Genomic DNA, 15415 nt, shown 5'->3' on the forward strand with positions numbered 1-15415 from the left:
GATCATAAAGGCGACGCCCGACGTGCGCAGCGCGAGCAGGCCGATGACCAGGGCGAGCAGCGCGCCGCAGACGATCCCGGCGACAAAAGCCCCAGGCACGCCCCAGCCGAGGTGATAGACCGTGAGCCCGGCGCCGTAGAGGCCGGCGGAGAAGAACATGGCATGGCCGAGGCTGAGCAGGCCGACATAGCCGAAGAGCAGATTGTAGCCCATGGCGAAGACGGCCAGCGCCATGATGCGGGCGAAAAGCCCMTGATGGTAATCGGGCAGGATGAAATTCAGCGCGAACAGAAGCGCAATGACGCCGATATGCAGCGCATAGACCTTTGCCGGCGAAGCATCCCTCATCGCGCCRCTGTCCCGAACAATCCTTGCGGCCTGAACACCAGCACCATGGCGACGACCAATGTGGCGATGATCTTGGCGAGCGTCGGCGAGAAGAACACCGAGATGATGCCGTCGGAGAGGCCGATCAGGATGGCGGCGACCACGGTACCGCGCAGCGAGYCTAGCCCGCCAATGATGACGACGATGAAGGAGAGCAGCAGCGGATCCTGCCCCATCAGGTAATGCGCCTGGCTGATCGGCACGATCAGCACCGCGGCGATCGCCGCCAGCATGGCGCCGATGGCGAAGACGCCGGCATAGACGCGCTCGACCGGAATGCCGAAGGCCTGCGCGGTCTCGCGGTCATACTGGGTCGCGCGCATGATCAGGYCGATTCTGGTGCGGGTGAGAACCAGCCAGGTCAGCACGAGCAGAAGTGCCGACGCGGCGACCACCGACAGCTTGTAGCCGGAATAGCCGAACCACGGCAGAAGGATGCGGTAGCTGAAGGGCGGCTCCACGGGGCGCGCCTCCGGACCATAGAATGTCAGCGCCAGCTGTTGGATGATGTAGAGCATGCCGATGGTGGCGACGATGGTGCCTTCCGGATTGTAGTTCAGGCGGCGCAGCACCAGCCGTTCGGCAATCAGCGCGACCAGCCCGACCAGCAAAGGCGCGATCACCAGCGCGGCCACGAAGCCGATCGCGGGATGGCCCGAGATCGCCGTCGAGATAGCCCAGGCGAGCACCGCGCCCAGCATGAAGAACTCGCCATGCGCGACATTGACGACGCGCATGACACCGAACACCAGCGACAGCCCAAGCGCCGTCAGCGCCAGCACCGCGGAGGTGACCAGGCCTTCGAGGGCGGCGAGCAGGAGGTGGGGTCCGAAATGCATCCTTTACACGCCTACCTTAGGCGCGAGGCGCACCCCCCTCTGCCCTGCCGGGCATCTCCCCCTCAAGGGGGGAGATTGAGTTTCACATCGGATTTCGCCAATCACCAAAGTCGAGAGATAAATGCCGGCGTGCGAACTGCCAATCTCCCCCCTTGAGGGGGAGATGTCCGGCAGGACAGAGGGGGGTGGCTTGGCGCTCACGCTTACAGAAACGATCCTACAGCGCCTGCTTCGTATAATCCCCTTCCGGCTCGTAGAGGCCGTCCTCGATCTTGGTCTTGTGCACGACCTTGAGCTTGCCGCCTTCGACCTTGGAGATGTTCTGGATGCCGAAGCACTGGTGGATCTTGCCGTTGAAGGTCTTCGGGCCCTGCGGATGCTCCGGGCCTTCGGCGAATTCCTTCAGCGCCTCGGTCGCCTCGACCAGCTTGGCGCGGTCCTCGGGGCCCTTGTAGCCCGCATCCTCCATCGCCTTCTTGACGACATAGAGCGTCTCCCAACAGCCGAACATATGGGCGGCGGTGGAAACAYCCTTGGGATCGCCGACGGCGGCGCCRTTGTCGTCGATGCCGACGGCGGCGCGGTAGGCCTTCTGCGCGGCGGAATCGTCAGGCTGCGCATAGCGCGGCGAGCCTTCCCAGAAGTRGCTGCCGTCGAGGAATTCGAGGCCGGGACTGTTGATGTCGACGGCTTCGAGCGAGTCGATGAAGCCGAAGAGCTGCGGCCTTTGCGAACCGTAGAACTCGCCGAGCTCCTTGACGAAGGTGAGCACGGCCGGGCCGACCATGACGTGATAGATAACTTCCGTTTCGGCCGGGATCTGCGGGAAGTATTTGGTGAACGAGCTCTCCGTCGGCGGAATGGCGATCTGGGCGATGACGTCGGCGCCTTGCGCCTTCAGCGCCGGCGGCAGGTAGTCGCGATGGTCGTAGCCAAAGGCGAAGTCGGGGAAGATCTGCGTCACCTTCTTGCCGGCATTGGCGGCGATCCACGGCGCCATCGACTGGATCTGGCTCTTCACATCGGTGATGCCGGGCTGGAAGACGTAGCGGTTGAGCTTGGTCGAGGCGACGTGATGACCTTCRCTGACCACGAAGTAGGGGATCTTGTTCTCGCCGGCGGCCGGCGCGGAACCGATCACCACATGCGAGAACAGCGTGCCGAAGACGATGTCGGTCTTGTGCTGCTTGGCGAACTTGCCGACCACCTCGGCGCCACGCGCGGGATCGGTGCCGTCATCCTCGATGACCAGCTCGACCTTGCGGCCGCTGATGCCGCCGGCATCGTTGATCGCCTTGACCGCGGCGGCGCTCGTCCTCTCGTACCAGCGGCCATAGGCGGCGCCGATGCCGGTGCGGTGCGACTGGAAGCCGATCCTGATCGGCGCCGAGCTCTGCGCCTGGCTGTAGCGGACGAAGCCCGGGGCCAGCGCGAGACCGGCGCCAGCGGCGATGCCCTTGAGCGCGCTGCGACGAGAAAGCGTCGTCTTGGAAAGGTCGAAGAATCCGTTCTTGTCAGCCATGTCCGTTCCCCTGTTTTTTCAGTGTTGACCAGCGATAAGGCGGCTCGATCCTCCTCCTTCGGAGGATGCGAAAATTGCATGTGTACAAACTAAATCACCAAAGCCCTGACCTGGCAAGCGAGCTTCCCGGGGACACTCTCACCCGGCAGTCGGCGTGGCAAGCAGCCAGAGGCCGAATATCGTGTAGGCGATCATCAGAAGCGTCAGCGGAAGCTGGCTGAGCGCGGCGCGTGACGGCTGCGGATGGAGACGCCAGGCAAGGCCATGCGCGACGAGCACTGCCAGTACGTGGCCGGCGATGATGACGCCGGCCTGAAGGTTCCACAGCCACCAGGCCGATTGGGCGCCGGYCACGACGCCCGCTTCGACCATCTTGTCGGCCGTACCGAACAGGTTCCAGCCGCGCGCGAATGGATCTGACAGCGCGACYAACGCGTATTGGCCGCCGACGAGCAGCGCCGTGAGGTAATGCGCGATGTGATAGGCGAGCGCGATCGRCACGATCGACCAGACCAGCAGCCCTGCGGCCTTCTTGAACGGCGGCGCATCGCCGGCGAGACGCTGGCCGAGAAGGACGGCAAGTGCGAATACGGCCGCGAGCAGGACGAAGCTGAGGACGAGACCGAAGCTGCCGATGCCGATCAGCGCGGTGCGGCCCGGGAATTCCAGCGGATTGACGCCGAACAGGCCGAGCCAGAAGAAGGTTTTCGACAGGCCATCGAAGGATACGGACGACAGCGCCAGCAAGAGGAACGCCGTGCCACTTGGCGGCAGCGGCTCAGCGGCGAGCAGCTTCGCCCCGGGCCAGCAGAGGCTGAGCCGGCCCTCGCTGCGCTCGAAAAGGGCGAAGCGGGCGACCATGGAGAAGAAGACGCTCAGCAATTCGCCGCGCCGGCTCCAGACGCCATAGCCGAAGGCAAGCATGGCGAGGAAGCTCACCAGCCAGTACAGGCCGGCCGCGAACGCCAAGCGGGACGGATCGTCGGGCGCCGGGTCGATCAGTTCGAACCAGGCGAAGGCGAAGAACAGCGCAAAGGCCGGCCAGAAGCCGAGCCGCGAGAGCAGCCGTGACGGCGTCGTMTCGTCACTATGAAGGCCGAAGACGCGAGAGGCTACGCGCCATGGGCCGTACCATGGGTTGAGCCACGACCAGAGATCGCCGAACACGCCCTGCAGCAGCGTGAAGCCGGCCCAGAGCAGCGTCCAGATAACCAACGGCAAGGGGTTGGAGAGGGGGTCGCGACTGCCGAGTACGCCGGCGGCGATAAGCAAAGCGAAGCCGGCAAAGGAAACCAAGCTGACGACGGTGCGCGGGCCGTTGCCGAAGGCGAACAAGGAGAGGCGGCGGCGCCAGACATTGTCGAGGGCGGCGGGCGGCAGCAGCGCCAACACGAGGAAGCTGACCGCCACCGCCAGCGCGCCGCCGGCGATGTAATAGCCGGTCGGGAGAAGCAGCACATGGCCGCGATCGGAGGCGTGGGCGAAGGCGGGAGTGGGGAGGAGCGTGAGTGCGCAGGCGCTCGCAAGGGCGCACGCCCGAAGGGGTCTACCTCCAGCGCTGCGATCCTTCGCACCCCCCTCTGTCCTGCCGGACATCTCCCCCGCAAGGGGGGAGATTGGCAGCTCGGTCGAGGGGCGCTTCTCTTGCGACGTTGGCGATTGGCGAAAGTAGCGGTGACGGCCAATCTCCCCCCTTGTGGGGGAGATGTCCGGCAGGACAGAGGGGGGTTGGCGGGAACTCAAGCTATCCGAGATTTCCATATGCCTGGCGAGGCCAGATTATGGGGCCCGCCCTCACACCTTGACCAGCTGCTCCACCCGCCCCTTCTCGCCGAAGATGCGCAAATAGCGCTTGATCTCCTTTTCATCGCCGGTCGCCTTGGCGGGGTTGTCGGAGAGCTTCACCGCCGGCCGGCCATTGGCTTCGCTGACCTTGCAGACCAGCGAGATGGCGTCGAGGCTATCGGTTTCGGTCGGCGCGYAGCCTTCGAAATCGTTGGTGAGGTTGGTGCCCCAGCCGAAGGACATGYGCACCTTGCCGCGGAAATGCTTGTAGGTCTCCTCGATGGTCTCGACCTCGAGCCCGTCGGAGAAGATGAGCAGCTTCTGCTTCGGGTCCTTGCCCTTCTCGCGCCACCAGGAGAGGATCTTCTCGCCGCCCTCGATCGGCGGCGCGCTGTCCGGGCGAAAGCCGGTCCAGTCGGCGATCCAGTCCGGCGCATCGCGCAGGAACGCCGCGGTGCCGAAGGTGTCGGGCAGCACGATCAGGAGGTTGCCGCCATAGTAGCGCTGCCAGTCCTGCAGCACCTTGTAGGGCGCCTGCCGCAGCTCCTCCTCGGTATTGGCGAGTGCCGCGAACACCATCGGCAGCTCATGCGCGTTGGTGCCGAGCGCCTCTAGGTCGTTGTCCATGGCTAGAAGCACGTTGGAGGTGCCGGTGAAGGCGTCGCCGATGCCTTCCTTCAGCGCCTCGACGCACCAGCGCTGCCACAGGAAGGAATGGCGGCGGCGCGTGCCGAAATCGGAAATGCGGATGCCGGGCAGCGCCTTCAGCCGCTCGGTCTTGTCCCACATCTTGGCCTTGGCGCGTGCATAGAGCACGTCGAGCGCGAACGGGCCGAAGGAGCGCAAGGCGGCGCGCGAACGCAGCTCGTTGATGATGGCGAGCGCCGGGATCTCCCAAAGCGTCGTGTACATCCAGGGACCCGCGAAGGCGAGTTCGAACTGGCCGCCACGCTTGGTGAGCTCGTATTCGGGCAGGCGGAAATCCTCCAGCCAGGCGAGGAACTCCGGCTCGAAGATCTGCTTGCGGCCATAGAAAGTGTTGCCGCCCAGCCAGATCATCTCCTTTTTGGTGAAGCGCAAGGTGCGAGCGTGGTCGAGCTGCTCGCGCAGTTCCTGCTCATCGATTTCGTCCGCCAGACGGACCGATGTGGTGCGGTTGATCAGCGAGAAGGTGGCGTCGACCTTGGGGTACATGCCCCAGATCATCTGCAGCATCAGAAGCTTGTAGAAGTCGGTGTCCAGCAGGCTGCGGATGATCGGATCAAGCTTCCAGGTGTGGTTGTAGACGCGCCGCGCTATATCGGTTCTTGCCATATTTGCTGCCGCCTCCGCTGCTTGCCYGAAAGAGCGCGCCGATACGATCCGGGCGACATTCTTTCAGCCGTTGGATCTCAAAGCGTCGCGTCGAAATGACGACGCGCTTCAAGCTTTTATCTTGATGCATGTCATTTACCCAAACCGCTGCGCAGTTTGGGCGACATGCACTAAGCCGACTGCCTCATAGCATTGAATTTTTGGGCGCGCTGCCCGCTTTGCAAGCTGGCCCGACAAAAAGAGCCGGCCTGCGGCAAGCGACAGGGCCTGAATGCAATTGATTTTTCGGATGGGCTACCGGACACTCCGCCGGACGAGAGACAGGAGAATCCGGATATGGGCTACGATCGCGGCAAGCTGGAAGCGTTGCGCCGCAAGTATGGCGAAAGCCATGGCGGCGAGATGTTCGATCCCAAGTTCCGCAAGGTCGCCGACAAGATCTTTTCGAAGAGCGGCACCCGGCTGGCACCCTATTCCGGCATCCCGACCTTCCTTGCCGCACCCTACCGGCAAGTCGCCGCCGACAATCCGGATTTCGGCGACCTGCAGGTGGCGATGATCGGCGTGCCGATGGATCTCGGCGTCACCAACCGGCCTGGCTCGCGCTTCGGACCGCGGGCCCTGCGCGCCATTGAACGCATCGGCCCCTACAACCATGTGCTGGAATGCGCGCCGACGCATGAGCTGCGTGTCGCCGATATCGGCGACACGCCGTTCCGCAGCCGCTACCGGCTGGAGATCAGCCATGAGGACATCGAGCGCCGCACCAACCAGATCGTCGATGCCGGCGTCATGCCGCTTTCGGTCGGCGGCGACCATTCGATCAGCCATCCGATCCTGAAGGCCGTCGGCAAAAAGGCGCCGGTCGGCATGATCCATATCGACGCCCACTGCGACACCAGCGGGCTGTTCGACATGACCAAGTTCCACCACGGCGGACCGTTCCGCAACGCGGTGCTGGACGGCGTGCTCGATCCCACCCGCACCATTCAGATCGGCATTCGCGGCTCGGCCGAATATCTGTGGGAATTCACCTATGAGTCCGGCATGACCGTGGTGCACGCCGAGGAGGTGACCGGCCTCGGCATCCCCGCCATCATTGAGAAGGCGCGCAGAATAGTCGGCGACGGTCCGACCTACATCTCCTTCGATGTCGACAGCATCGATCCGGCCTTCGCGCCCGGCACCGGCACGCCGGAAGTCGGCGGTCTGACGACGCGCGAGGTGCTCGAGCTGCTGCGCGGCCTGAAAGGTCTCAACATCGTCGGCGGCGACGTCGTGGAAGTTGCGCCGCAATATGACGCGACCACCAACACGGCGCATGTCGGCGCCCAGGTGCTGTTCGAGATTCTGAGCCTGATGGTGTTCAGCCCGGCTCTCAAGAAGGGCTGAAGCCAGCAACCCAACGCGGCCGCCGGCTAGAGCGGTTCACCGTTTCACGGAAACGGCGAACCACTCTATCTCTTTGTTTTCACGCAATTCCGGACGAAAAACCGCTTCACACTTTTCCTGGAATTGCTCCAACCGGCGGCCTTTTGGCTCAATGACTAAAGGATAATGCCGGCGCGATGCGGTCGCGCCGAAGCCAGCGCGCGAGCAGCAGTGCCGCCACCACGGCCAGCCCGGACGACAGGYCTATCCAGATGCCGACGCCGTTGAAGCCGAACTGGAAGGCGAGCAGCACGCCTAACGGCAGGCCGACGCCCCAATAGCCGATCGCGGCATAGATCATCGGCACCTTGGTGTCGTGCAGGCCGCGCAGCATGCCGGAGGCCACCGCCTGCGCGCCATCGAAGATCTGGAAGAGTGCGGCAAAGGCCAGGAAAGACACGGCAAGCCCGATCACCCTGGCATTGGCCGGGTCGGCGAGATCGATGAAGGCGCTGATCAGGAGATGCGGCCACAGAATCATCACCAGTCCCATCAGCGCCATGAAGGAGACGCCGATGACATAGGCCGTCCAGCCGGCGCGCGAGACGCCTTCGGGATTGCCGGCGCCATGGGCAAGGCCGACGCGCACGGTGACCGCCTGATTGAGGYCGAGCGGCACCATGAAGGTGATCGAGGCGATCTGGATGGCGATCGCGTGCGCGGCCAGCGAATCCGCGTCGATCAGGCCCATCAGCAGCGCCGCCGCATTGAAGATAGTCACCTCGAAGGCGAGGATGCCGGCAATCGGCAGGCCGAGCCGCAGCAGACCGCGAAAGCGCGGCCAGTCGGAGCGCCAGAAGCGCCCGAACAGGCGGTAGCGGCGGAACTTCTCCTCCAGCAGCACAACGGCCATCAGGCCGGAGAACATCAGCGTGCTGGAGAGCGTGGTGGCAAGGCCCGAGCCGGCAATGCCCATGGCCCGCACGCCGAGATTGCCGAACATGAAGACCCAGTTGAAAAAGGCGTTGCAGGCGACGGCGACGAAGACGATGACCAGCGCYCAGCCCGGCCGCTCGAGCGCCGAGATGAAGGAGCGCAGCACGATATAGCCGTAGAAGGGCAGCACCGCCCATTGCAGCCAGTGCAAATAGATGCCTGCCTCATGCGCAAGCTCCGGCTTCTGACCCATGGCGAGCAGCACCACTTCGCCGTGCCACAGGAAAAGCCAGATCGGGATCGAGACGAGCACCGCCAGCCACAGGCCCTGGCGCACGGTGCGGCGCAGGTCGCGCACCGAATGGCGGTGGCGGCCGAGTTCGGTGGCCATCATCGGCGAGGTCGCCAACATCAGGCCAAGCCCGAAGATCAGCGGCATGAAATAGAGGTTTGAGYCGAGCGCGCCGGCGGCCAGCGTGTCGGGCCCCAGCCGGCCCATCATCATGACGTCGGTCGCTGTCATGGCGGTCTGCCCGAGATTGGTGAGCACCATCGGCCAGGCAAGCGCCAGCGTCGCCCTGATTTCCCGACGCCAAAGATTTTCCGGCGCGYGAGCGCCGGCTTCGATCGCAGACATTTTCCGCTCTTTCAGATCGCGGCGCGTCGGGACCAGACCCGGAAGCCGCACGACAAACGGCGCAACCTTCGGTTTCGCGCCGTTTGCGTCGTCTTGTGAACGAAATGCGACATATTGGCAAGGGAGGAGGAGCCGCCAGTCATTGATCCAGCGGGAAGCCGACGACCGCGTTCACTTGCCGGCGCGTGGCTGCTACGGATTGTCCGAGGACGCACGCACAGCCGGCGAGAGATGCCGGGAGGAATGGATGCCGTTCAGGCGCAGAAAGAACACGGCCGCGATCCCGCGCACGGTGCCGGCCTTCGAGCATATCGTCACCGAGGCGAGCGAGAGCTTCCTGTGGCGGCTCGACGACTATCCGTGGGAGCGCAACGTCTGGAAWTTTCACCCCGAATACGAAATCCATCTGCTCAGGAAATCGTCGGGCGTCGTGCTGGTCGGCGACCATATCGGCGAGTTCGGTCCGGGCTATCTGACGATCGTCGGCGGCGGCCTGCCGCACGACTGGGTGACGGCGGTGCAGCCGGGCGAACTGATCGAGGGCCGCGATATCGTGCTGCAGTTCGACCCGGAGCGGCTGCGGGGCTCGGCCGGGCTGCTGCCGGAGCTGCGCGAGCTGGAGCCGTTCCTGGAGCGCTCGCTGCGCGGCATGGTCTTCCATGGCCAAACCGCTATCGACGGGGCAGAGCTGATGGAGCGGATGGGCACCGTGCAAGGGCTGACCCGCTTCCGTCTGTTCCTCGAGCTGGTCGATATGCTGGCCAGGACCGATGAGTACGAGCTCCTGTCGTCGCCGGATTTCTCGCCGGTGCTCGACGCCGCCTCGCTGGACATCATCCAGCGCACGCTGACCTATCTCTTCCAGCACTTCGCCGAAGACCTGAAGCTGCCGGAAGTGGCCGCRCTCGCCGGAATGAGCGAAAGCACGTTTTCTCGCTTCTTCCAGAAGAATACCGGCAACAGCTTCAGCGACCACGTCGCCAAGCTGAGACTCTGGCAGGCCTGCAAGCTGCTCGCCGATACCRATATCCCGATCACCGACATCTGTTTCCAGGTCGGCTATATGAACATCTCCAACTTCAACCGCGCCTTCCTGCGCAAGCACAAGATGACGCCGTCGTCCTACCGCAAGCTGTCGCGGCAGCGGCTGGCGCTGCGGGCCTGATCAGGTTCGAAATCGGTTGCTCCCGACGACACTGATACTCATGTGAAAAGTAGACTCAGCTGGCGGCATTTTTTGCGTCGCACAATGCATAAAAGTACAGATTTGCCGCAACAAGGCTTCTAGTCTCGCCCTGTCCAACTCCTCATTTTGGCGACGGGTGGCAGGTCGCCCGGGCGACGGTGAGGGTCGCTTAGYCCGGGGACCTCCGCTTCCTGCGAGTGTTCCTGGAGGAGAAAAATCAATGAAATCAACTCGGCTCGCTGCCAGCCTCGGCGCAGCGTTCGTGCTTACCGCATCCGCATCAACCGCAGCACTGGCACAGGCGCCGGTCTGCACGGCACCGGTCAAGGTGCTGGCGCAGCCGCGCGACGGGCTGACGCTTCTGGAGGACTCGAAGGACGAGTTCAAGAAGCTCTCCGGCGCCGGCTTCCAGATCGACTATCTCAACGAGAACGACCGCCGGGCCAAGTCGCGCGCCGACGCCTCCACCGTCGGCAACTACAACGTCTATTATGTCGACGAAGCCAATGTCGCACTGTTCGCCTCTTCCGGCTGGATCGCGCCACTGGCCGATTATTATCCGGCTGAATACGACTTCGCCGATTTCRATCCGGGCCGCCAGAAGGTCGCCACCTATGACGGCAAGGTCTGGTTCGCGCCGCTGACCGGCGGCGGCGACCTGATGGTCTATCGCAAGGACGTGCTGGAGGCTGCCGGAATCCAGCCGCCGAAGACGCTGGACGAGCTGATCGCCGACGTGGCGAAGCTGAACGATCCGGATAAGGGCATGTATGGCATCGCGCTGCGCGGCGCGCGCGGCTCGGGCGCCAATGTCTGGCGCTGGATGCCCTTCTTCAAGGCCTATGGCGGCAAGTGGTTCGACGGCGACAAGCCGGCTTTCAATTCGGACGCGGCCGTGAAGGCGACCGAGACCTATCTCAAGCTGTTCAAGGACTCCGCGCCCGGCACGCAGACCGGCAGCTGGGATGAATCGACCGGCGCCTTCCTCTCTGGCCAGGTCGCCATCCTCGTCGAGTCGACGCCGCTGTCGGGCATGGCGGTCGATCCCAAGACCTCGCAAGTGGTCGGCAAGGTCGGCTTCCTGCCGCCGCCCTCGCCGCTGCCCGGYGGCGGCTACGGCCATGGGCTTGCCATCGGCACCAAGGCCAATCCGGACGAAGCCTCGAAGAAATGCGCCGGCCTGTTCATCGCCTGGGCGACGTCGAAGGAGAACGAGAAGCGCAGGCTCGACGCGCACCAGTTCGGCGAGCTCAACCRCACCAGCATCCTCTCCAGCAAGGAATTCGCCGACATCTACGGCGCCGATCTCGGACAGGCGCTGGCCGACACCGGCAAGGTTACGGCGGTGAACTTCTGGCAGGATCCGCGCTGGCCCGATCTCGGCGACCGCTGGGGCATCATCCTCGAAGAGCTGGTCACCGGCACGCGCACCGACATCAAGGGCGGTCTCAACGAGCTCGAGGCCTACGCCAACGATCTGGTGAAGAAGAAGTAATCCTCCCGCCCGCGGCGCGCGGTCGCCGGCATTCACCGGAATGCCGGGACCCTGCGCCGCGGATCCCGCCAGCGAATTCCTATGCATCCGCGATATTCCCGAGGATAGGCAATGCGCCGACGCTCTTCCCTGCCCGTCACCTTTCTCGTTCCGACGCTCGCCATCCTGCTCGTGCTGTCGATGGTGCCGACGCTCTATGCCATGGTGATTGCCCTGCAGAACCGAGAATTGAGCGCGCCGGGCTATTCCTGGGTCTGGTTCTCCAACTTCGCCGATCTCTTCCTCGACCGCCGCTTTCTCAACGCCGTCTGGGTTTCGGTGAAATGGGAGATCGTCACCGTYGTGGCGACGATGGCGGTGGCGGTCGGGCTCGGTGTGCTGATGTTCGAGGTCGCCTCGCCGCGCCTGCGCAATGTCTACTGCCTGCTGTTCATCATTCCCGTGCTTCTGCCGCGCGTCTCGGCGGCCTTCGTGTGGAAGTTCGCCTATCACCCGCTCTACGGCATCGCCACCTATCCCTACCGGCTCATCACCGGCGGGCTGATCTTCGACCCGCTGTCCAAGGCCTCGACAGCGTTGTTCGCCGTCGCCTCGGTCGACGTCTGGCAATGGGGCTTGTTCTTCGCCGTCATCGTGCTGAAGCTCCTGGAGACCTTGCCGCCGCAGCCGATCGAAGCGGCGCGGCTCGACCATGCGAAGCGCTGGCAGATCCATGCCTATGTGACCTTGCCGATGCTGAAAGCGCCGCTGATCAGCCTGATGTTCGTCAAGATGATCGAATCGCTGCGCTCCTTCGACCTCATCTATGTGATGACGCGCGGCGGGCCGGGCGTCGCGACCGAGACGCTCGACATGTACGCGTTCTCGCAGGGCTTCATCGAGTCCGGCAAGGTCTCCTACGCCTCGGCCATGGCGGTGCTGATGATGATCGCGACGGTCATCACCTTCACCTTCCTGTGGAAGCGGGTGCAGGCATGAGACCGGGCCGCCTGATCGCCAAGGCCATACTGGCGCTGGCCGGATTCCTGGCTGTGTTCCCGCTTGTCTGGACGGCGCTCAATGCGCTGAAGAACAATGTCGACATCATCACGCGCGTGCCGCGCCTGGTGTTCACGCCGACGCTTGCCAACGTCAGCTACATCCTCGGCCGCGACAGCGTGCTGACCGGGCTCCACAACTCGGTCGTCGCCTGCGGCTCCGCCRTTGTGATCGGGGTCGTGCTCGGACTGCCGGCCGCCTATGCGGTGGCGCGCTATCCCAACCGCTTCGCCGGCGACATCCAGTTCTTCGTGCTGTCGCTGCGTTTCCTGCCGCCGGTGGCGGTGGCGATCCCGCTGATGGTGATCTGGCTGCAGGTCGGCCTCTACGACACTTTGCCAGCGCTCATCGTTACCTATTCGCTGCTCACCATCTCGGTGATCATGTGGCTGGCCATCCCCGCTTTCCAGGGCGTGCCGAAGGAGGTYGAGGAGGYGGCCTTTGTCGACGGCTACGGCGCCTATTCGGTGTTCTGGCGCATTGCGCTCCCCGTCGCGGCGCGCTCRCTCGCAGGCGCGATCGCCTTCAGCTTCGTGCTGGTCTGGAACGAGTTCCTGATCGCGCTGATGCTGTCGAGCTCCAACGCCAAGACCCTGCCGATCGTCGCCTCGGAACTGTCGCAGCAAGGCATGAACGTGCCGTGGGGGATTCTCAACGCCTCGGTCGTGCTTTTGTCGCTGCCGCCGCTGCTGTTCCTCGGCGTGCTCAGCGGCTTCCTGAATTCCGTTTTCCGGCAAAAAAAGACTTGATGCGAGGATTGGCCGATGCAGGCACTGGTACTTGAAAAGAAGGGTGAACTGTCGCTGCGCGAAATCGCGCTGCCGCTCGATGTCGGACCCGACGACGTCAGGATCGCCATCCATACGGTCGGCGTCTGCGGCAGCGACGTGCACTATTACACGCATGGCGCCATCGGCAGCTATATCGTGCGCGAGCCGATGGTGYTCGGCCATGAGGCGTCGGGCACGATCGTCGAGGTCGGCGCCAATGTCACGAGCCTGAAGGTCGGCGACCGCGTCTGCATGGAGCCGGGGGTGCCGAACCTTTCATCTCGCGCGACGAAGCTCGGCATCTACAATGTCGATCCTGATGTCCGCTTCTGGGCAACGCCGCCGGTGCATGGCGTGCTGGCGCCCTACGCAGTGCATCCGGCGGCCTTCACCYACAAGCTGCCGGAAAACGTCTCCTTSGCYGAAGGCGCGATGGTCGAGCCCTTCGCCATCGGCATGCAGGCGGCCGCGCGGGCACGCATCGTTCCCGGCGATGTCGCTGTCGTCGTCGGTTGCGGCCCGATCGGCATCATGATCGCGTTGGCCGCACTGGCGGGCGGCTGCTCGAAAGTGCTGATTTCTGATTTTTCGGCGCCCAAGCTGAGGATCGCCGCGCAATATCCGGGCATCGTGCCGGTCAATATCGGCGAGCAGTCGCTGGTCGATGCGGTGAGGGAGGCCACCGAAAGTTGGGGTGCCGATATAGTGTTCGAGGCAAGCGGCAGCCCGAAGGCCTTTGCCAATCTGTTCGACGTTGTGCGCCCGGGCGGCGCACTAGTGCTGGTCGGGCTACCGGTCGAGCCGGTCAGCCTTGATGTGCCGGCGGCGATCTCCAAGGAAGTGCGCATCGAGACGGTATTCCGCTACGCCAATATCTTCGACCGTGCCTTGCAACTCATTGCCTCCGGCAAGGTCGACCTCAAGCCGCTGATCACTGGCACTTACGATTTCATGGAGAGCATCAAGGCGTTCGAGCGGGCGGCYCAGGGCAACCCGCAAGACGTCAAGCTGCAAATCCTGCTCACCGGCGAGAAGGGCTGACCCATGTCCACGATCGTTTGCTCCCATGTCGACAAGGCCTATGGCGCCACGACCGTCATCCGCGACCTCAACCTTGCGATCGAGGAGCACGAATTCGTCGYGTTCCTGGGGCCCTCCGGCTGCGGCAAGTCGACCTTGCTCAGGATGCTCGCCGGGCTGGAGGACATCAGCGGTGGCGAAGTGTCGATCGGCGGCAAGGTGGTGAACGACCTCGAACCCGGCGACCGCGGCATCGCCATGGTGTTCCAGAACTATGCGCTCTATCCGCATATGACGATCTTCGACAACATCGCCTTCGGGCTGAAGCGGCAGAAGGTCCCGGCGGCCGAGATCAGGAAGCGGGTCGAGGCGGTGTCGAAGACGCTCGGGCTCGAGCCCTATCTCGGCCGCAAGCCGACCGAGCTATCCGGCGGCCAGCAGCAGCGCGTGRCGATCGCGCGCGCCATGATCAAGACGCCGAAGGTGTTCCTGTTCGACGAACCGCTCTCCAATCTCGACGCCAAGCTGCGCAACCACATGCGCGTCGAGATCGCCCGTCTGCACCAGTCGCTGAAGACGACGACCGTCTACGTCACCCACGACCAGCTCGAGGCGATGACGCTCRCCGACCGCATCGTGCTGCTGAAGGACGGCGTGATCGAGCAGATCGRCTCGCCGGCGGAAATCTATCGCCGGCCAAGCAACATGTTCGTGGCGGGCTTCATCGGGACGCCGAACATGAATTTCATTGAGGTGACGGTGGATCGGACCGGAAAAGGCTGGACGCTGACCGGTGCTGGAACGGTTCTGGTCGTGGACGGCCAGGGTTTCCATCTCCAAAATGGCGATCGCGCGATGCTCGGCATCCGGCCTCCGGACCTGAAGACGGTAGGTTCAGAAGCTGGCCGAAATCTCTTGCTGGGTACAGCCGACCTCATCGAATTTCACGGCAACGACGCGCTGGTGACATTCGGGTCCGGCGGCAAGGAGATCAGCGCGCTGGTTCCGGCCCGCGAATGCCCGGAATTGCGCGCGCCTGTCCGCTACACATTCGACGAGGAAAGCATCCACCTGTTCGACGCGACGACGGGTATGTCGCTGCGCAAGCAATAGGC

General features: G+C 64.0%; 13 protein-coding genes. 7 read left to right on the forward strand and 6 right to left on the reverse strand.

Annotation, left to right across the window (positions count from 1 at the left end; genetic code table 11):
* From ORS3428_RS23155 to pncB, 5 genes are all read right to left on the reverse strand, one after another.
* A partial coding sequence (locus tag ORS3428_RS23155) for an ABC transporter permease subunit (RefSeq protein WP_443136871.1) occupies positions 1 to 348 on the reverse strand: 348 nt, incomplete at its 3' end.
* Positions 345 to 1226 carry a branched-chain amino acid ABC transporter permease gene (locus ORS3428_RS23160; RefSeq protein ID WP_071100618.1) on the reverse strand — a complete coding sequence of 294 codons (882 nt, stop codon included), beginning with the start codon at positions 1224 to 1226 and terminating at the stop codon, positions 345 to 347. The genes ORS3428_RS23160 and ORS3428_RS23155, both read right to left, overlap by 4 nt.
* Positions 1227 to 1443: 217 nt before the next feature.
* On the reverse strand, positions 1444 to 2748 hold the full coding sequence (locus tag ORS3428_RS23165; RefSeq protein ID WP_071100619.1) for an ABC transporter substrate-binding protein: 1305 nt from the start codon (positions 2746 to 2748) through the stop codon (positions 1444 to 1446).
* Positions 2749 to 2886: 138 nt separating this feature from the next.
* Entirely contained in the window at positions 2887 to 4344 is a 1458-nt protein-coding gene (locus ORS3428_RS23170; RefSeq protein ID WP_071100620.1) for a hypothetical protein, read from the reverse strand.
* A gap of 198 nt (positions 4345 to 4542) precedes the next feature.
* Positions 4543 to 5847, reverse strand: a complete 1305-nt coding sequence (gene pncB / locus ORS3428_RS23175; RefSeq protein WP_071100621.1) for a nicotinate phosphoribosyltransferase — start codon at positions 5845 to 5847, stop codon at positions 4543 to 4545.
* A gap of 336 nt (positions 5848 to 6183) precedes the next feature.
* On the opposite strand from pncB, the gene speB reads away from it, so the two are divergent.
* Positions 6184 to 7239: an agmatinase gene (gene speB / locus ORS3428_RS23180; RefSeq protein ID WP_071100622.1), complete on the forward strand. Its 1056-nt coding sequence runs from the start codon at positions 6184 to 6186 to the stop codon at positions 7237 to 7239.
* A 148-nt stretch (positions 7240 to 7387) separates the two neighbouring features.
* Here speB and ORS3428_RS23185 read toward each other — a convergent pair whose 3' ends face one another.
* The gene (locus ORS3428_RS23185; RefSeq protein ID WP_071100670.1) at positions 7388 to 8791 is read right to left on the reverse strand and encodes an MATE family efflux transporter; all 1404 of its coding nucleotides are present in this window, start codon (positions 8789 to 8791) and stop codon (positions 7388 to 7390) included.
* 247 nt (positions 8792 to 9038) lie between these two features.
* On the opposite strand from ORS3428_RS23185, the gene ORS3428_RS23190 reads away from it, so the two are divergent.
* The 6 genes from ORS3428_RS23190 (at position 9039) to ORS3428_RS23215 (ending at position 15413) form a co-directional block, all read left to right on the forward strand.
* Positions 9039 to 9956, forward strand: coding sequence for an AraC family transcriptional regulator (locus ORS3428_RS23190; protein ID WP_071100671.1), 918 nt, complete (start codon positions 9039 to 9041; stop codon positions 9954 to 9956).
* 241 nt (positions 9957 to 10197) lie between these two features.
* On the forward strand, positions 10198 to 11472 hold the full coding sequence (locus tag ORS3428_RS23195; RefSeq protein ID WP_071100623.1) for an extracellular solute-binding protein: 1275 nt from the start codon (positions 10198 to 10200) through the stop codon (positions 11470 to 11472).
* 111 nt (positions 11473 to 11583) lie between these two features.
* Positions 11584 to 12450 (forward strand): carbohydrate ABC transporter permease, encoded by an 867-nt coding sequence (locus tag ORS3428_RS23200; protein ID WP_071100624.1) that lies wholly within the window; start codon positions 11584 to 11586, stop codon positions 12448 to 12450.
* Positions 12447 to 13259 (forward strand): carbohydrate ABC transporter permease, encoded by an 813-nt coding sequence (locus ORS3428_RS23205; protein ID WP_071100625.1) that lies wholly within the window; start codon positions 12447 to 12449, stop codon positions 13257 to 13259. The genes ORS3428_RS23200 and ORS3428_RS23205 overlap by 4 nt, the downstream gene beginning before the upstream one ends.
* 15 nt (positions 13260 to 13274) lie before the next feature.
* Positions 13275 to 14321 carry an NAD(P)-dependent alcohol dehydrogenase gene (locus tag ORS3428_RS23210; protein WP_071100626.1) on the forward strand — a complete coding sequence of 349 codons (1047 nt, stop codon included), beginning with the start codon at positions 13275 to 13277 and terminating at the stop codon, positions 14319 to 14321.
* 3 nt (positions 14322 to 14324) lie between these two features.
* The gene (locus tag ORS3428_RS23215; protein WP_071100627.1) at positions 14325 to 15413 is read left to right on the forward strand and encodes an ABC transporter ATP-binding protein; all 1089 of its coding nucleotides are present in this window, start codon (positions 14325 to 14327) and stop codon (positions 15411 to 15413) included.
* Positions 15414 to 15415 lie beyond the last annotated feature (2 nt).

It is taken from the genome of Mesorhizobium sp. ORS 3428 (assembly GCF_001854785.1).
Taxonomy (GTDB): domain Bacteria; phylum Pseudomonadota; class Alphaproteobacteria; order Rhizobiales; family Rhizobiaceae; genus Mesorhizobium.